Genomic DNA, 17,596 nt, shown 5'->3' on the forward strand with positions numbered 1-17,596 from the left:
CCCGCCCACCACGCGGCGCTGCGCCACAATGACCGGGGAACGGCGGAGCCGGGCTACGGGAGGGGCGTACGGGGATGGCGCAGGCGCGGCGGTCCATGCAGGAGCTGATCCGGCAGCGCAGACGCACCGGGTTCGTGGGACGGAACACCGAGCGGGCGGCCTTCCGGGACAACTTCGACCTTCCGCCCGAGGACGAGCGTCACCGGTTCCTGTTCCATGTGCACGGCGACGCCGGGGTAGGGAAGACCTTCCTGGTCAGGGAGTTGGAGCAGATCGCCCGGGAGCGCGGGGCCCTGACGGCGTACGTGGACGAGAGCGTCGGCGGTGTGCCGGAGACGATGGCGGCGATCGGCCGCCAGTTCGCCGCCCGCGGCTTTCGGTGCAAGGAACTGGAACGGCTGCTGGCCGCCCACCGGGAACGCCGGCACGAGGCCGAGGCCGCGGTGGCCGGGCCGGCACCGCAGGCCGAGGGCCCGTCCGCGGCGAGCACGACGGCGGTACGGCTGGGCCTGGCGGGCATCGGACTGCTGCCCGGCGCCGGCCCCTTCGTCGGGGCGGTCGACGCCGCCCAGCTCGCCCAGGGAGCGGACCGGTTGAGGGCCGGCCTGAGCGCGCGCTTTCGGAGCCAGGACGACGTGCAGCTCGTTCTGTCACCCGAGCAGAGCCTCACCCCCGTGCTGCTGGACGAGCTCACGGACATCGCCGCCCAGGTCCCGTGGGTCGTCCTGGTCCTGGACACGTACGAGGTGACGGCCCCGTTCCTGGACGGATGGCTGCACGACATGATGGCGACGGACCGGTACGCCGGGTCGCTGCCCGCGAACGTCGTCGTGGTCACCGCCGGTCAGCACCGCCTGGACCCCGCCCGCTGGAGCGGCTTCGCCGACTTCGTCCAGGAGGTGCCCCTCGGGCCGTTCACGGACGCCGAGGCGCGAGGTCTCCTCGCCGGCAAGGGCGTCGTGGCGGAACCGGTCGTCGAGGAGGTGATCCGCCTCACCGGAGGACTGCCGGTCCTCGTCTCCACGCTCGCCGAGGCCCGTCCCACCGGCCGCGAGGACGTGGGCGACCCGAGCGCGACGGCCGTGGAACGCTTCCTGAAGTGGGAACAGGACCCCGTACGGCGGGCGGCGGCTCTCGCCGGTGCGCTGCCCCGGCGGCTGGACGCGGACGTCTTCCGGGCGGCCGTGGACTGCTCCGGGGAGGAGGCCGCACCCCTCTTCGCATGGTTGCGCGGCATGCCGTTCGTCAGCGAGCGGGGCGACGGACTGCGCTACCACGACCTCGTCCGCGCACCGATGCTGCGGTTGCAGCGGCGGCTCTCCCCGCGCGGCTGGGCGGAACGGCACGAACGGCTGGCGGAGGTCTTCGCCGGCTGGCGTGCCCAGGCGGGGCGGGATCTGCGGCCCGACGAGCGGTGGGAACAGGAGAACTGGCGCGAGCTGCGCCTGGAGGAGACGTACCACCTGCTGTGCGCCCGACGGCTCACGGCACTCGGTGAGGCGCTGCGGAACCTGGTCCTGGCCTGCCGCGAGGACCGTGTGCTCGGCGGCCGATGGGCGCGGATGCTCCAGGACGCGGGGGACGTCACGGACAGTCCCGTCCTGGAGGAGTGGGGACGCCGCCTGGGGGAGGCCCTGTCCGACGAGACGTCCGGGCTGCTCAGTGCCATGGACCTGCTGCTGGCGCGGCCCGGTCTGGGCGCTCGCGGGCGGGCCGTGGCCCACGCGGTGCGGGGCAGGGAACTGCGCTACGACGGTGAGCACCGGCGGGCACTGGCCGAGTACGACCGGGCGGTCGAGCTGGATGCGGAACTCGTCCTGGCCCACTACGGCAGGGGCGCCACCCTGGTGCTGCTGGCCGACTTCCCGGGAGCGCTGGCCGCCTTCGACCGCGCCGACGAGCTGGCTCCCGACACGGCGTGGATCATCGCCGAGCGAGGGGAGGCGCTGCGCCTCCTGGGCCGGTTCGAGGAGGCGCTCCACGCCTGCGACCGGGCCTGCGCCCTCGACCCGACCGACGCGTACTCGCTGGCCTCCCGGGCGGCGTGCAGGCACGCCCTCGGGCAGTACGACGCCGCGCTCGCCGACTTCGACCAGGCGCTGAGCCTCGACGAGGACTACCTGTGGGCGCTGGTGAGGAGGGCTCGGCTGCGCCGGGCCCGGGAGGAATGGGACGAGGCGTTCGCCGACCTGGACCGGGCGGCCGGCCTCGCACCCGACTCGGCCTGGGTCGCCTCCGAACGCGGGGACGCCTACCGGCTCGCCGACCGGGACGAGGAGGCCGTCACCGAACTCGGCCGCGCCCTGGCGCTCGACCCCGGCCACGAGTCCGCGCTGGCGAGCAGGGGCGCCGCCCTCCTGGAACTCGACCGGACCGAGGCCGCGCTGGCCGACCTCACCCGCGCCGTGGAGCTGGCCCCCGGCTATTCGTGGGCGCTGGCGATGCGGGCCCGGGCGCGGCGTCGGCTGGGCGACTGGGAGGGCATGTTCGAGGATCTGCGGCGCGCGGTCGACGCGGATCCCGAGGCCGACTGGATCGGGCGCGAACTGGCCGACCTGTACTGGGCGGCGGACCGGCACGACGAGGCCGAAGCGCTCTACCGGAGACTGCTGGCGGACGAGCCGGGGGACGCCCGCGCGCTCGCCGGTCTCGGCGCGACCCGCCTCGCGCGGTCCGACCACGCCGAGGCAATCCGGCTCCTGGACCGGGCGCTGGTCCTCGCCCCGGACCTCGGGTGGGCGTACGCGCAGCGTGCCCGCGCCTGCCTGGCGACCGGACGGACCGAACAGGCCATGGCCGACCTGGAGCGGTGTGTCGTACTGGAGTCGGAGGTGGCGTGGGCGCGGGAGGCCGCGACCGAGTTGCTGATCCACTGCGACCGGTGGACGGAGGCGCTGACCCGGCTGACCGAGGCCGGCCGGTCGGCGTCCCCGGACGACGACCCCCTGGACCACCTGTGGGCGGAGGCGTACCGGAACACCGGCCGGCCGGCGGCGGCCCGGCGGCACGCGGAACGGCTGCGCGCGTCGGCGTACCCGCTGGCCGGTACGTATCAGCTGGCCCTGACGGTCAGCAGGTTCGACGGTGTGCGGGCCGCCGCGCCCCTGTGGCGGGAGCTGTCGCGGTCGCTGCCGGACTCCGGGCTGGACCTCGGGCAGCGGACCATGGGCCGGTGCCTGGCGGGCTGGGGGCTGGGCGACTGGGCACAGGCCGACCGGGCCCTGACCGAGGTGCTGGCCGACGGCCCGGCGTGGACCGACCTCACGGAGCTCGGCCACGCCCTCCGGGACCTGCTGCACGGCCCCGACGCCGAGCGCCACCGCATCGCCCCCCGCCTGGCGGCGGTCGCTGCGGCCCGTGACGCCGTGCGGGCCCGTTACGCGAGATGACCGGCGAGGGCCCCGGCCGGATGCGGCCTCCGTCACTCGAACGGCCCCTTGCCGTTCGACTACAGTGCCGAGCGTCGTACGTACGCACGGTTCCGTGAGGGAGGTCGGGGTGACCGCGACGTCCGGTGCCGTCTGGGGGCGCGGCGAGCAGCAGGACTTCCGGAGCCGGGTGCGGGGCACGCTGCTCGGGGTGGCCCTGGGCGACACGCTCGGGTCCCCGGTGGACGGGCTGGGCCTCGAGGCGATCCGGGAGGCGCACGGCCCCGAGGGGGTCGTGGACCTGGTGCCCGCGCACGGGCGGCGCGGTGCTGTCACGCACGTCACCCAGCTCACGCTCTTCTCCGTCGACGGACTGATCCGGGCGCAGGTGCGGCGCGACACCGGTGCCTGGCATCCGCCGACCGACCTGCACCGGGCCTATCTGCGGTGGGCGGCGACCCAGTGGGACTGGGGGCCCGACGAGCGCCGCAAGGACGACGGATGGCTGGCCCGCGAGGAGTGGCTGTACGCCCGGAGGGACCCGGCGCGGGCGCTGCTGGTCGGGCTGGGGGACGACACCATGGGCACCTTGGACGTCCCCAGGAATCCGGAGGAGGCCGGGCCCGAGGCGGCCGCCCGGTCCGCGCCCTTCGGACTGCTCGTCGGGTGGGAGCCGCAGCTGGTGGTGCAGCTGGCCGTGGAGTGCGCCGCACAGACCCACGGACATCCCACCGCCTGTCTCACGGCGGGGGCGTACGCCGTGATCGTGCATGCGCTCGCCCGCGGTGACGGGCTCGACGGCGCCGTGCAGAAGGCGCTGGCGCTGCTCGCCGTACGGCCCGGGCACGAGCCGGTGTCGGCCGCCCTCCAGGGCGCGCTGGGCGCGGTGCGGCAGGGCATGCCCACGCCGGCCCGGGTCGAGGAGCTGGCGGGGGCGGGTACGGCGGAGGGGCTGCTGGCCGTCGCGGTGTACTGCGCGCTCGTCGGCGAGGACGTGCGGCACGGGTTGTGCCTCGCGGTGAACCAGAGCGGTCCCTCGGGCGCCGCGGGCGCCCTCACCGGCGGGCTGCTCGGTGCCCTGCACGGCGAGACGGCCCTCCCGCCGGCCTGGCTGGCCGAGCTGGAGGGCCGTCCCACCCTGCTGGTCCTCGCGGACGACTTCGCGATGGAGATGACCCAGGGGCCCGCGCTGCACGGGCCCGCGGGGTCGGCTCCGGGCTGGCTGGCCAGGTATCCGCGCGGGGCCTCGGAAGTCCTCGGGCGGCACGGGGCCTGAGGGTCCTACGACGGCTGGGTGCCCACCACGTCGTCACCCGCGCCGGCCTGCGCCGGGACGGCCACCGCGCCCGCCGAGGTGCCGTCGCCGTCCCCGTCGGTGTTGACCCGCTCGATGATCGCGAGCCGTTCGGGGGTGTCCTCCGGCCTGATGTAGCCGATGACGATGTAGAGGACCAGGGACACCGCGAGCGGCACCGACACCTGGTACTGGAGCGGTACGCCGCCGTCGACGCTCCAGTTGATCGGGTAGTTCACCAGCCAGAAGGCCAGCAGTCCGGCGGCCCAACTGGTCAGCGCGGCCGTCGGGCCGGAGCGGCGGAACGGGCGGAGCAGGCCGAGCATCATCGGGATGGCGATCGGACCCATCAGGCCCGCGACCCACTTGATGACGACCGTGATGATGTCCTTGAAGGTGGGCGAGTCGACCTGGGTGGCGACCGCCATCGACAGACCGAGGAAGACCACGGTCGTCACCCGGGCGGCGACCAGGCCGCTGCGTTCCCCCCAGGCCCGCGCCCGCCGCGACAGCACCGGGGCCACGTCCCGGGTGAAGACGGCCGCGATGGCGTTGGCGTCGGAGGAGCACATGGCCATCGTGTGCGAGAAGAAGCCCACGATGACCAGGCCCAGCAGGCCGTGCGGAAGGAGCTGCTCGGTCATCAGGGCGTAGGAGTCGGAGCCGTCCGGCTTCTGCGCGTGCACCAGCAGCGGGGACACCCACATGGGGAAGAAGAGGACGACCGGCCAGACCAGCCACAGGACCGCGGACAGCCGGGCCGAGCGTTCGGCCTGGTGGGCGCTGCCCGTCGCCATGTACCGCTGGGCCTGGTTGAGCATGCCGCCGTTGTACTCGAAGAGCTTGATGAACAGGAACGCCAGCAGGAAGACGGTGCCGTAGGGGCCGACCAGGGGCTTTCCGTGGCCGTGCAGGGCCGGCTCGTCCCAGGCGCCGAAGAGGCCGATGCCCTTGTCGTTCAGCTTCAGGACCACCGCCACGAACATCGACAGGCCGGCCAGCAACTGGATGACGAACTGGCCGAGTTCGGTCAGCGCGTCCGCCCACAGGCCGCCGATGGTGCAGTACACGGCGGTGATCGCGCCGGTGATGACGATGCCCTGGTTGAGGCTCACCCCGGTGAACACGGACAGCAGGGTCGCGATCGCGGCCCACTTGGCGCCCACGTCCACGATCTTCAACAGCATGCCGGACCAGGCGAGCGCCTGCTGGGTGGAGAGGTTGTAGCGGTTCTTCAGGTACTCCAGCGGCGAGGCCACATGCAGCCGCGAGCGCAGCCGGTTGATCCGCGGCGCGAACAGTTTCGAGCCGATGGCGACGCCCAGCGCGATCGGGAACGACCAGGTGACGAAGGAGGTGACCCCGTAGGTGTAGGCGATGCCGGCGTAGCCGGTGAACATCACCGCGCTGTAGCCGGACATGTGGTGCGAGATGCCGGACAGCCACCAGGGCATCTTGCCGCCCGCGGTGAAGAAGTCGCTGACGTCGCCCACCCGCTTGTGCGACCAGAGGCCGATCGCGACCATCACGCCGAAGTAGCCGATGAGCACGGCCCAGTCGAGACCGTTCATGTGCCCCCTTCCAGGGTCCGCCTTGTGAACTCCGCTCAGCTGGTTGGCACTTCGCCTGAACGGGGTAGGGGCGAGGAAGGCCGCGAAGTGCCCGCTCATCGTGGGTGGGTTTACGCGGGCACGACAAGGAAGGGTAAGGTCAAGAGCGAGTAAAAAGGTTCTGACTGTTGACCTTGGTTCATCTACATGAACCGATGGGGTGGATGGCGGGGCGTGAAGCGGAAACCGGGTGGGAGGGGAGGACGGGCCGGAGGCGAGGTCACGCGGGAGGGGAGGTCACGCGGGAGGGGATGTCAGGCGCGAGGGGGAGCCGAGGGCTGCGCGAAAACGCGCAGAGCCCCCTCGGCAAGGACGGCGAACTGGTCGAGGGGGCCCCGGGCGAGGCGCCCGGTGTGTCTGGAGCGCCGGCCGTGCTGATTCGGTTGTCGGTCTGCCGGTCGCGGCGCCGGAGGGAGGATCGGGGAGATCCTCCCGGTCACGCCTTGATCGATGCCACGAAGGAGTTCCACGCGTCGGCCGGGAAGCCGAGTACCGGGCCCTCGGGGACCTTGGAGTCCCGGACCGCCATGGCCGCGACCATCGGTGACTTGACCTCGACGCATGCGCCGTTGCCCGTGGAGTACGAGGACTTGGTCCACGTCTCCGTGGCGCCCTGACGAATTGCCATTTCTGCTCCGGATTGCCTGTGGAGTGGTTGAGTTGCTGTCACCGCACGACGCGTTCGGCAGGAACCCACAGCGCGGTTTGCGCCAACGGTGTTGCTCGATGGCGTGATCGACGCTACCCGCCACACTCCGCGGCCGACGCGGCCGTTCACTCGACCGGATGGCATATTTCAGCGGGTCTTCCCTGCACGGGCAGTGAGGGTGTACGGTGCCCGCCTCTCAGCGTGTGCCCTCAACCCACGTACTCCGCGTAGTCCTTCGCGATGTCGGCGATGAACTGCCGCGACTGCTCCACGTTCAGGGCCTGCGCCCGCAGGTGCTCGTACATGACGCTGTACTTCTGGACGTCGTTCGCCTTCTCCAGATACAGGTCGCTCGTGACGCCCTCGATGTAGACCACGCTGGAGTCGGCCGCGTCGGGGAACTCCAGGATGGCGTACTGGCCGTTGAGGCCCGGGTGCGCGCCCATGTCGAAGGGGATGACCTGCACGGTCACGTGCGGCAGCTGCGACTGCTCGACCAGGTGCTCCAACTGCTCCCGCATCAGCGAGCGGTTGCCGACCACCCGGCGCAGGGTGGCCTCGTCGAGGACCGTCCACAGGCGCAGCGGGTTCTCCGTGGCGGAGATTCGTTCCTGCCGACGCATCCGGACCTGGACCCGTTTGTCGATGTCGGCGGGCGCCGTCTCCGGAAGCGCCCCGGCGATCAGGGCCTCCGCGTACTGACGCGTCTGGAGCAGGCCGGGGACGACCTGGGGGTCGTACACCCGCAGGCTCGCCGCGTCCGTCTCCAGGCCGATGTAGACGCTGTAGGGGATGTCGCCGAACGAGTGCCACCAGCCCTGCTGACGCGAGTCCTTGGCCATCTGCATCAGCGAGTCCACGATCCGGTGGTCCTCCACCTCGTAGACCCCGCACAGGTCGCGGACGTCGCGCTGACTGATGCTGCGCCGGCCGTTCTCCAGACGGCTGATCTTCGACTGCGACACCAGCAGTCGCTCCGCCACCTCCTCGGCCGTCATGCCCTTGAGCTCGCGGAGCCTGCGCAGCTCCTGGCCCAGCCGGCGCCGCCTGACGGTGGGATTGACATTGGACGCCACGGGACGTGCACCTCCGGCTGCATGCCTCTACTTTGCGTATCTGCTGCTGAGCAGACTGCCACCAAGGTGCTTTCTACCGCTGGGAAACGCCGGATATGCGGCGGCCGCGGGCCGGTTCGGACTCCGGTGCGCTCGGCGGGCGCCCGGTGAGCGGTCGGGCGGGCCCGTGGAGCGGGTCCATGAGCGGGCCGGTCGAGCGGTCGAGCGGGGCGTCGAGGCCGTACGCTCTCGACGCCCCGCTCGGACCAGCGGCTCCCGAACCGGGTCTGGGGACGTGCGGTGCGGCGTTCCTGCGCTGCGGTCCGCGCCCTGCCGTGCCGGTGCGCGCCGTGCTGCCGTGCCGCGAACCGTGTGCCCTGGTGTGCGTGCGGTCTCAGTGGGCCACGACGCGCGCCATGGACCCGCGGCGCGGCTGCATCGGAACGCCCCGTGCCGGTTCCGGTGCGGGCCTGGCTCCGGCGGCCTGACGGCCCGACGGTCCCGGGCTGCGGCGCGGCTGTGCCGCCACACCGTTCTGGACGTCCATCACCGCGTGCGCGACGAGGCCGCCCATGGGGTCGTGCCGGATCAGGTCCCGCAACCGGGAACGGGACGAGCGGCCCTCGTTGCCCGGGTACAGGTGCTTGCCGAGGCCGACCGCGTGCGCCAGCGCGGCGAGCGCCGCCGTCCGTGGGTCCGGCGGTACGCCGGTGCGGATCGCGGAATCCAGCCGGGCCCTGATCTCGCGGCTGATCGCGGTGTCCGTCGCCTGGTAGCGAGTGGTCGGCAGCACCCCGCACATCTGACCCGGCACGGCGGCCACCATGCCGCACCGCTCCAGATGCGAGAGGTAGGTCTGGCGGAGCCCGAGACGCGGCCCGCCGATCCAGTGGACGGCCCGTACCGGAGCGCCGCGCCTTCGCAGCAACTCCAACGCGCAGTCCAGAGTCGGATCTCCTGTCGGCCGTGGCACCACCACGGCGATACGATCCCCGTCTGGGGCTATCCGTCCGGCCAGCGCCAGCTCCACTAGCTGTGCTCCGGCCAGACCGAGGTCGAGCGACTGCGGCTGCGCAGTGGTACCCGTTGCCGGGTCCAGTGCCAGCAGCAGAAGCTCCTCCGGAATTGTTCTGCGGCTCCTGCCCATCCATGCCTCCCCGCGTGGATGAATGACAGGGTGACCCCTCTCACATTGGTCTGTCGAGGGTGCGTGACCGGTTCGTAGTGGAACCAGTAGGTATGTCGTTCTCGTCTTCCGCGTGGGTTTGGCCCGTACACAGGACACTGGTACATGGTTCGGACAGCGGTACGGCACACGGGACGTGCGGCACATGGAGGAGGCATCGGTGGCGGGCGAGTCCCCCGACAAGTCGAAGCAGCGCGAGTCGTCGGCAGAACCGACGTCGGGGAGCGCGGGTCCGGTTCCCGAGGCCAAGGGCGAGGCGCGCGATGTTCGCGATCCCCGGCTCGCGCCGGCGGGAGAGCCCGGTGCGTCCGAGAGCCGCGGTGGCGTGGATACGGCCACGCGGGTGCTCTCCGTACGGGATCTGGTGAGGGATGCCGAGGAGGCGTCGGCGAAGGCCGGTAAGGACGATAAGTCCGATAAGACGGAGAAGGGCGAAGAGGCGGTAAAGCACGTATCGCACGAAATGCCTGAATCGGCCGACAAGATGGAGGAGGTCGAGGACTCGACCGATTCCGCCGATGCCGGGGCGGAGGCCGATGCCGAGGCGGAGGCCCACGTCGAGGCCGACTCCGAGGTCCGGGACGACGAGGCGGCGGTCTCGGAGAAGGCCGACGACAGCGGCGAGGGCGGCGCGGACGCCGGCGAGCGGGCCGGCGCGGAGGGCGATGCCCGTCTGCGCGCGGCCGTGGCCGCGTGGGTGGGCTCCGCGGACGCCGGGAAGCGCACGGGCGACGCCGAAAAGTCGCAGGAGACGGCCCGGAAGCCCACGGCCGGGCCCACCGAGAACGCTTCCGAAGCCGAAGCCGAAGCCGAAGCCGAAGCCGAAGCCGAAGCCGAAGCCGTCGACGACGCGGCGCGGAGCGACGACGCGCCCGCGCCCGACGACGAGCCCAAGGACGCGCCCGCGCCCGACGACGAGCCCAAGGACGCGCCCGCGCCCGACGACGAGCCCGAGAGCGACCCCGAGCCCCCCGTCGACCAGCCCACCGCCGTCTTCAAGGCGCCCCGGCTCAAGCCCGCCGTCGACCAGCCCACCACCATGCTCAAGCTGGGCGGCGGGAAGAAGGACGTGAAGGCCGACGCCGAGCCCGCCGCGACGGCCGGCGAGAAGAGCGGTGAACGGAAGCCGGACCTCGAGGCCGACGAGTCCGACGCCGAACGCACGAGCAGGTTCGTCGCGCTCAAGCCGCTCGACGCTCCGGAGATCCGCAGGCCGCAGCCGAAGCAACAGCCGAAGCAGCAGCAGCCGCCGTCGCAGCCGAAACCGCAGCCGGCACCCGGTCCCGCGCATCCGTATCCGCAGTCGCAGTCGCAGTCGCAGTCGCGGCCCGGGGCCCAGCCCCCTGTCGCGTCGTCCGGTCCGGAGCGCACCACCCAGCAGCCCCTGCCGCCCAAGCCGCCGCTGGACCTGTTGGCCGAGCTGACGAACACTCCGCCGCCGCCGGAGACGCCGCTGCGCACCATGGCGCGCCGGGTGAAGATCTGGACGCCTCTGGTCGTGCTTCTCGCGATCGCCTTTGCGATCGTGCAGGCCGTACGCCCGCTGCCCGCGCCCACCCTCGAGCTGACCGCGAAGGACTCGTACACCTTCGGCGGCGACCAGCTGCACCTGCCCTGGCCGAGCGAGGGCCAGGGCTGGATGGACGTCGAGGGCGTCGGCACGATGGACCACTTCGGCGAGCAGACGCCGGTGGCGATCGGCTCGGTCGCCAAGACCATGACCGCGTACATCATCCTGAGGGACCATCCGCTGAAGCCGGGTCAGGAAGGCCCGAAGATCGAGATCGACCCGACGGCGGAGAAGGAGGGCGGCTACGACAAGAGCGGCGGCGAGTCCACGCTCAACACCGTCAAGGCCGGCGACTTCCTCACCGAGAAGCAGGCCCTGTCCGCGGTCATGATCCCCTCCGCGAACAACATCGCGCGGCTGCTGGCGCGTTGGGACGCGGGCTCCGAGGCGGCGTTCGTCAAGAAGATGAACGACACCGCGAAGGAACTCGGGATGACCGGGACGACGTACACCGATCCCTCGGGCCTGACCAAGACCACCGTCTCCACCGCCCGGGACCAGGTGAAGCTCGGCAACGCGGTCGTGAAGATCCCGGCTCTGGTGGCCATCACCAGTGCGGCCAGCTGGACGGACCCCTCCGGGCACAACTGGACCAACTACAACACGCTGCCGTACACGATGGGCGCGATCGGCATCAAGACCGGCACCACCACCGCGGCCGGCGGCAACCTGCTTTTCGCCGCACGCAAGGAGGTCGGCGGCCAGACGGTCACCGTGGTCGGCGCGATCCTCGGCCAGCACAAGCCGTCGATCCTGGACACCGTCAACGCGGTCAGCAAGACCGCTCTTCAGGCCGCCAGGGAGGCGCTGACCTCGGCGAAGATCCTGAAGAAGGGCGATGTCGTCGGGTACGTCGACGACCAGCTCGGCGGCCGCACCCCGGTCGTGATCACCAAGGACGCCACGGCGGTCGGCTGGGCCGGCTCGAAGGTCGAGCTGTCCCTGACCGTCGGGCACCTGCCGCACTCCGCGAAGGCCGGCACCAGGGTGGGCACGCTCACCGTCGGTGACGGCGCACAGGGAGCGGTACGGGTCCCCGTGGCACTCCAGAGGGACCTCGCCGAGCCCGGCTTCGCGGACAAGCTGACCCGCGTCGGCTGATCGCCCCGGCTGATCGCCCCGGCCGGCGCGCCGGACGCCGGCGCGGCCCGCACCCCGTCGGGGAGCCCCGCCCGGGAGCTCCCGGGCGGGGTGCGTGCTAGCGTCACGAATCGGGGCACGTCGCCGGTCGCATGGCGCGGCCGCGAACAGGAGACGGGACACGGGGAGTGCCTTCAGGTGGCCACTGCGGAGCCGACACGCGCCGACGACGCCGAGCGGGGACCGGGAGCCGGCCCGCGAATAGGTTCGTCCACGACTGACGCCGGCCGCGACCGGGCCCGGGCCGCGGTGTCGGCGCTGCGAGAGCGGATGCTGCGGCATCCCGCCCTGTCGGTCACCGGCCTGGCCGGAGTGCTGCACATCATCTGGTTCTTCACGTTCGCGAACAGCGGCGGTGACCTCGCGGCACAGGACGCGTGGGCCGAGTTCGTCGGCCGGCACCCGGACTCCGCGTACAACCTCGCCTGGTACGGCGGCATGCACCCGGTGTCGTACAGCGTGGTGTCGCCGTATCTGATGTCGGTGCTCGGCGTCCGCACCACGATGATGATCGCGGGCACGGTCTCCGCGGGCCTGCTGACCCTGGTCCTGATCCGCAGCCGCGCGGTCAGGAACCCCCTGTGGGCGGCGCTGGCCGGGGTCTTCGGGCTACTGTGCAACGCGGTGTCGGGCCGGGTGACGTTCGGCCTGGGCACGATGTTCGCGCTGGGCGCGCTGGCCGCCGTGTTCTGCTGGCCGTACCGCCGGCGCCACAAACGCTGGGCGAAGGCGCTGGTGGCCGCCCCACTGGCGGCGCTCGCGACCATGGCCTCGCCGGTCGCGGGCCTGTTCGTGGGCCTGGTCGCGGTGGCCCTGTTCCTTCAGAAGCGCCGTCCGGGTGCCTGGGCGCTCGGTCTGGCGCCGAGCGCCGTGGTGGCCGTCTCGGCGCTGCTGTTCCCCTTCTCCGGCACCCAGCCCATGGCGTTCGGCTCGATGATCCTGCCGCTGGTCTACGCGGTGCTCGCCGCCGTCCTGGTCCCCCGGCAGTGGAAGACGGTCCGGATCACCTCCTGGGTCTACGCCCTGTCGGTCGTCGGGGTGTGGCTGATCAGCTCCCAGATCGGCTCCAACATCACCCGGCTGGCGATGCTGTTCGCCGGGATGGTGCTGGTGGCGGTGCTGCCCTTCAAGGTCCCGCGCTCGCGCGAGTGGTACACGGTCGTGCTGGCCCTGGTCGGCTTCGTCGGCTGGATCGGCTTCAAGTCGGTCGACGACATCGTCCACACGGCACCCGCCGCGTCCTGGTCGCGCGAGCTGGCGCCGCTGGTCAACCAGTTGCAGAAGGTCGGCGCGGAGAAGGGGCGCGTGGAGGTGGTCCCGGCCAGCTCCCACCGCGAAGCCTCCGCGCTGGCGCCGTACGTCAACCTGGCCCGCGGCTGGAACCGCCAGGCCGACATGCAGCGCAACCCGCTCTTCTACGACGACACGCTCAACTCGGCCAACTACCACGACTGGCTCCGGCGCTGGGCCGTGCACTACGTGGTGCTGCCCAAGGGCGAACCCGACGGTGACGGCGGGCACCGTGAGCGCGCCCTGGTGCAGCGGGGCATGCCGTATCTGCAGCAGATCTGGGGCGACGCCAACTGGCAGCTGTTCAAGGTGACCGACCCCAAGCCGCTCGCCGAGCCCGACGCGGTCGTCGACCGGGCCGAGCAGGGCGAGCTGACCATCGAGGTGCGCCACCCGGGCCGCATCCTCATCCGCATCCCGTACTCGCCGTGGCTCAGCCTCGTCGACGAGCACGGCAAGAGTCTGAAGGCCCCCCAGGAGACCGAGGCGTCCAAGCACCGCGCACCGGGCACCCCGAAGACCTACGACAACATCAACGGCTGCCTCGCCGAGGCCCCGGAGGACGTCGAGGGCGACACGTGGACGACACTGCTCGCGCCGCAGGCGGGCACCTACCGCCTGGCGGCCCCGTACCAGCTCCCCCGGGGCACACCGTGCCCGGACGAAATGAAGTGACGGCGGCGCGGCCGGGAGCGGCCACGCCGCCGCCCCACGGCGCGCCCGGCGAACCCGGCGGCTCGGCGAGCGAGACCCGCGCCGCACGGCCGCGCCGCACACCTCATCTCACCGGGAACGCCACGTCACACACCGGGTCCTCGGGCCCCGCCGCCTCCCAGTCCGCGAAGTACACCTCCCGGCAGGGCCCGGCCTGACGCAGCCCCTGCTCGGCGATCCACTGCTCCACGGCCCCGAACGCGGCCAGGATCTGCGGATGCGCGACCTGCGCCTTGGTGATCCGGGTGTACGCCAGCCGCTGCGCCGGTTCCACCCGCACCTTCGTCTCCCAGGACCGTCCGTGCGCCTCGGCCCACTCCCGGGCGGCCTTCTCGTCCGCGACGGGCACGCAGGACTCGGCGGGGCCGTCGCTCTCCATGGACACCTCGGCGTGGTAGACGACGAACGGGGGCGCGGTGACGCCCCCGCACGCGCGTGCCGCGCCTTCCAGGCGGGTCAGCGACGCCCCGATCCACGCGGGCAGCTCGTCCGCCAGCGTGTGCCGGGTCTCGGTGATCACCACCTGCTGGGGCACGTCCACCGTCTCGACCACGAACTTCCCGTACATCTCGGAGCTCCTCCCCGACAGCCGTCCACGGAGGTACCGGGAGAGAGTCCGCTGCCCGGCCACGCGCGCCTCCACGGCCGCCCAGTACGCGGCGAGCCGTCCGGCGGCCTCGGGTCCGTCGGCGGTGACCACCTCGGCGACCCGGGCCAGCGGCATGTCCAGCTGACGCAGCAGGGCCACCAGCCGGGCTCAGCCGGCCAGCTGGGCCTCGACGGCCGCGACGATCTCGGCCGCCTCTGGCTCGGTCTGCGGGGAGAAACGGGCGACGACCCGGCCGTCCCGTCCGAGCAGGAACTTCTCGAAGTTCCAGCGGATGTCGCCGCTGTGCCCGTCGGCGTCCGGGAAGCCGGTCAGGCGGTCGTAGAGCGGGTGCCGGCCGTCGCCGTTGACCTCGACCTTCTCGGTCATCGGGAAGGTGACGCCGTACGTGGCCGAGCAGAACTCGGCGATCTCCTCGGCGCTGCCCGGCTCCTGCCCCATGAACTGGTTGCACGGCACCCCGAGCACGGTGAAGCCCCGGGCCGCGTACTTCTCGTGCAGGCGTTCGAGGCCCGCGTACTGGGGGGTCAGCCCGCACCGGGAGGCGACGTTCACGATGAGGACGGCCTGTCCCGCGTACTGGCCGAGGTCGGCGGAGCCGCCCTGAAGGGCGCCGATCTCCACGTCCAGCGGAGCGGCGCCGTTGCTGTCTGCAGTCGTCATGGGCGGATGCTAACCCCGGCGGTGGTCCGGGCGGCCGGCCGCCTCGACAAGGACCTGCCCCGGCCCCGTGCGGGAGTACAGCACCGAACGGCCGGCCCTGCGTCGTTCCACCAGCCCCGCGTCCAGCAGGACCTTCAGATGGCGGCCCACCGAACCCAGGGCCTGGCCGGTCACGGCGGTCAGCTGGGTGGTGCTCAGCGGGGTGTCGAGCAGGACCAGCACCTGGGCTCGGGCGCGCCCGAGCAGTGCGCCCAGGCCCGCCGGGACGGCGGCCCGCCCGACCTCGCTGCCGGCGAGGACGCCCGAGCACCCGTAGACGACGGCGTACCGGCGGTCGGACTCCTCCCACGAGACCCAGCCGGTCTGCGGGGTGACCGGAACGAAGACCAGCTGGGCGCCGGAGATCTCGCGCGGCGGGTACTCGTGCGCGTTGACCTGGAGCCGGTTCTCGCCCAGCCAGCGCGTTCCCGGCCGCAGCGCGTCCAGGACGGCCGCCCAGCCGCCCCGGCTCACCTGCGCGGTCCGCGCGACGACGTCGGCCTCCAGAACGCGCCGCCGCCGGGTCCAGTAGGGCCGTACGGCGTCCGTCCAGACGTACTCCAGGAGCCGGGCCGCGCGCTCGGGCAGGTCGTCCCGCTCCAGCGCGGCCGGCAGCGGCCCGGCGAGCGACATCCGCAGATGCGCGCGGGCCTCGGCCGGATGGGCCGCGCGCACCCGGGCGACCCCGTCCTCGAAGCTCTCGTCGTCCCGTGGCGTGGGCGTGAGGAAGTCGGCGATCCAGTCACGGCCGAGGCCGGCCCGCACCAGCAGCGCGGTCACCGGATCGGCCGCGAGGTGCTGCCGGAAGGCCGGCAGATGGCTACGCAGCCAGGCCTGCTCGCCCGGATGCCCGCCCACGCCCGCGTGCAGCAGTTTCAGGCTCGCGAAGGTCTCGGCGAGCGGCGAGAGCACGAACCGGCTCCCGGCGAGCGTGTCGGCGTTCACCTGCCACCAGCCCACACGTCCTCCCTCCGGGCGGCTCCCGTCTTCCGGACGGCTTCGTACCTTTCGCCGATGCGCGAAGCGACCACCAGCCTTTCGCGCGTGCGCGAAACAATAACGACCGGTGCCGGCCGGTCCGAGACTCCGGCGCATGCGCAGCTACCAGGACCTGTTCCGCACCCCGGAGTTCACCCCGCTCTTCCTGTCCGCCGCCGCCCAGACCGTGGCCCAGACGGTGAGCGGACTGGCGCTCGGCACACTGGTGTACCGGGCCACGGAGTCGCCGCTGCTGTCCGCGATGAGCATGTTCGGTCCCTCGATCGCCCAGGTGCTGGGCGCGACCCTCTTCCTCTCGGGCGCGGACCGGCTGCCGCCGCGCCGGGCACTGGCGGGCATCGCCCTCGTCTTCGCGGCCGGTACGGCGGTGCCGGCGCTGCCCGGCCTGCCGATGTGGGCGATCTTCGCCGTCGTCCTCGCCCAGGGGCTGGTCGCGTCCTTGGGCGGCGGGGTGCGGTGGGGCTTGCTGAACGAGGTGCTTTCCGGCACCGGCGTCGACGGGGGCGGGGACGGCGGTGGCGACGGCTATCTGCTCGGCCGCTCGGTGTTCAACATGATGAGCGGCATCATGCAGATCACCGGATACGCGACGGGCGGCGTGCTGGTGGCGATGCTGTCACCGCGCGTCTCGCTGCTGCTCGCGGCGGTGCTGTTCGCGGTGGCGGCGGCCGTCGTCCGCCTGGGCCTGAGCCGCCGCCCGCCCCGCTCCTCGGGCCGCCCGTCCGTCTCGGCGACCTGGCGCACCAACGCCCGCCTGTGGTCCGATCGTTCGCGCCGGCTGACGTACCTGGGCCTGTGGCTCCCCAACGGTTTGGTCGTCGGCTGCGAGTCGCTGTACGTGTCGTACGCCCCGAGCGCGGCCGGCACGCTGTTCGCCTGCGCGGCCCTGGGGATGCTGGCGGGCGACCTGACGGTGGGCCGCCTGCTGCCGCCCGCCGTACGCCGCCGGGCGGCCACCCCTCTGCTGTTGCTGCTGGCCGGGCCGTATCTGCTCTTCGCCCTCCACCCGCCGGTGCCGGTGGCGGCCTGCCTGGTGGCGCTGGCCTCCGCCGGCTTCGGCGCGAGCCTGGTCCAGCAGGAGCGGCTGATGAAGCTGACCCCCGGCGAACTGAGCGGCCACGCCCTCGGGTTGCACTCCGCGGGCATGCTCACCCTCCAGGGCGTGAGCGCGTCACTGGCGGGCTCGGTGGCTCAACTCACCTCGCCCGCGGTGGCGATGACGGTGATGGCGCTGGCGTCGGCCGGGGTGACCCTGTCGCTGGTCGGCGCCGCACGCCGGGCGAAGGTCACGGCACCCCGGCCGGCGCCGCAGGTGCCGTAGGCGTCGCGAGTGCCGTAGACGCCTGAAAGGGGGCCGCAGGAGGCCGGCGGCCACCGCAGGAAACCGGCGAGGCGCGGGGAGACGTCTGATG

11 protein-coding genes and 1 pseudogene are annotated in these 17,596 nt (G+C 72.6%); 5 read left to right on the forward strand and 7 right to left on the reverse strand.

What is annotated here, in order from left to right; genetic code table 11:
- Positions 1 to 95: 95 nt before the first annotated feature.
- Entirely contained in the window at positions 96 to 3,389 is a 3,294-nt protein-coding gene (locus ACWDUZ_RS05515; RefSeq protein WP_451630487.1) for a tetratricopeptide repeat protein, read from the forward strand.
- A gap of 109 nt (positions 3,390 to 3,498) precedes the next feature.
- Positions 3,499 to 4,644, forward strand: a complete 1,146-nt coding sequence (locus tag ACWDUZ_RS05520; protein WP_451630488.1) for an ADP-ribosylglycohydrolase family protein — start codon at positions 3,499 to 3,501, stop codon at positions 4,642 to 4,644.
- 5 nt (positions 4,645 to 4,649) lie between these two features.
- On the opposite strand, the gene ACWDUZ_RS05525 is transcribed toward ACWDUZ_RS05520, so the two are convergent.
- The 4 genes from ACWDUZ_RS05525 to ACWDUZ_RS05540 form a co-directional block, all read right to left on the reverse strand.
- Positions 4,650 to 6,233, reverse strand: coding sequence for a sodium:solute symporter family protein (locus ACWDUZ_RS05525; RefSeq protein WP_451630489.1), 1,584 nt, complete (start codon positions 6,231 to 6,233; stop codon positions 4,650 to 4,652).
- A 475-nt stretch (positions 6,234 to 6,708) separates the two neighbouring features.
- A complete protein-coding gene (locus ACWDUZ_RS05530) occupies positions 6,709 to 6,900 on the reverse strand; it encodes a DUF397 domain-containing protein (protein WP_451630490.1) in 192 nt (63 codons plus the stop codon).
- A gap of 230 nt (positions 6,901 to 7,130) precedes the next feature.
- A complete protein-coding gene (locus tag ACWDUZ_RS05535; RefSeq protein WP_451630491.1) occupies positions 7,131 to 7,997 on the reverse strand; it encodes a helix-turn-helix domain-containing protein in 867 nt (288 codons plus the stop codon).
- Positions 7,998 to 8,370: 373 nt separating this feature from the next.
- A complete protein-coding gene (locus tag ACWDUZ_RS05540; RefSeq protein ID WP_451630492.1) occupies positions 8,371 to 9,123 on the reverse strand; it encodes a GOLPH3/VPS74 family protein in 753 nt (250 codons plus the stop codon).
- Positions 9,124 to 9,307: 184 nt separating this feature from the next.
- Here ACWDUZ_RS05540 and ACWDUZ_RS05545 point away from each other — a divergent pair, with 184 nt between their 5' ends.
- Positions 9,308 to 11,833: a D-alanyl-D-alanine carboxypeptidase gene (locus ACWDUZ_RS05545; protein ID WP_451630493.1), complete on the forward strand. Its 2,526-nt coding sequence runs from the start codon at positions 9,308 to 9,310 to the stop codon at positions 11,831 to 11,833.
- Positions 11,834 to 12,010: 177 nt separating this feature from the next.
- Positions 12,011 to 13,837, forward strand: coding sequence for an MFS transporter (locus ACWDUZ_RS05550; protein ID WP_451630494.1), 1,827 nt, complete (start codon positions 12,011 to 12,013; stop codon positions 13,835 to 13,837).
- A 103-nt stretch (positions 13,838 to 13,940) separates the two neighbouring features.
- On the opposite strand, the pseudogene ACWDUZ_RS05555 reads toward ACWDUZ_RS05550, so the two are convergent.
- From ACWDUZ_RS05555 to ACWDUZ_RS05565, 3 genes and pseudogenes are all read right to left on the reverse strand, one after another.
- Positions 13,941 to 14,633 (reverse strand): annotated as a pseudogene (locus ACWDUZ_RS05555) (MerR family transcriptional regulator); the annotation flags it as partial.
- On the reverse strand, positions 14,634 to 15,146 hold the full coding sequence (locus tag ACWDUZ_RS05560; protein ID WP_451630495.1) for a glutathione peroxidase: 513 nt from the start codon (positions 15,144 to 15,146) through the stop codon (positions 14,634 to 14,636).
- A gap of 9 nt (positions 15,147 to 15,155) precedes the next feature.
- Complete coding sequence (locus tag ACWDUZ_RS05565; RefSeq protein ID WP_451630496.1) at positions 15,156 to 16,145, reverse strand: ArsR family transcriptional regulator; 990 nt, start codon at positions 16,143 to 16,145, stop codon at positions 15,156 to 15,158.
- Positions 16,146 to 16,278: 133 nt separating this feature from the next.
- Between ACWDUZ_RS05565 and ACWDUZ_RS05570 the strand changes: the two genes are divergently transcribed.
- The gene (locus ACWDUZ_RS05570) at positions 16,279 to 17,505 is read left to right on the forward strand and encodes an MFS transporter (protein ID WP_451630497.1); all 1,227 of its coding nucleotides are present in this window, start codon (positions 16,279 to 16,281) and stop codon (positions 17,503 to 17,505) included.
- The last annotated feature ends 91 nt before the right edge of the window (positions 17,506 to 17,596 follow it).

This window comes from Streptomyces sp. NPDC003393, assembly GCF_053589015.1.

Coding starts and splice junctions, on each gene's coding strand:
- ACWDUZ_RS05540 (WP_451630492.1), bottom strand. CDS start 9,123: ATGGGCAGGAGCCGCAGAACAATTCCGGAGGAGCTTCTGCTGCTGGCA.
- ACWDUZ_RS05560 (WP_451630495.1), bottom strand. CDS start 15,146: ATGACGACTGCAGACAGCAACGGCGCCGCTCCGCTGGACGTGGAGATC.
- ACWDUZ_RS05525 (WP_451630489.1), bottom strand. CDS start 6,233: ATGAACGGTCTCGACTGGGCCGTGCTCATCGGCTACTTCGGCGTGATG.
- ACWDUZ_RS05515 (WP_451630487.1), top strand. CDS start 96: ATGCAGGAGCTGATCCGGCAGCGCAGACGCACCGGGTTCGTGGGACGG.
- ACWDUZ_RS05545 (WP_451630493.1), top strand. CDS start 9,308: ATGGAGGAGGCATCGGTGGCGGGCGAGTCCCCCGACAAGTCGAAGCAG.
- ACWDUZ_RS05530 (WP_451630490.1), bottom strand. CDS start 6,900: ATGGCAATTCGTCAGGGCGCCACGGAGACGTGGACCAAGTCCTCGTAC.
- ACWDUZ_RS05570 (WP_451630497.1), top strand. CDS start 16,279: ATGCGCAGCTACCAGGACCTGTTCCGCACCCCGGAGTTCACCCCGCTC.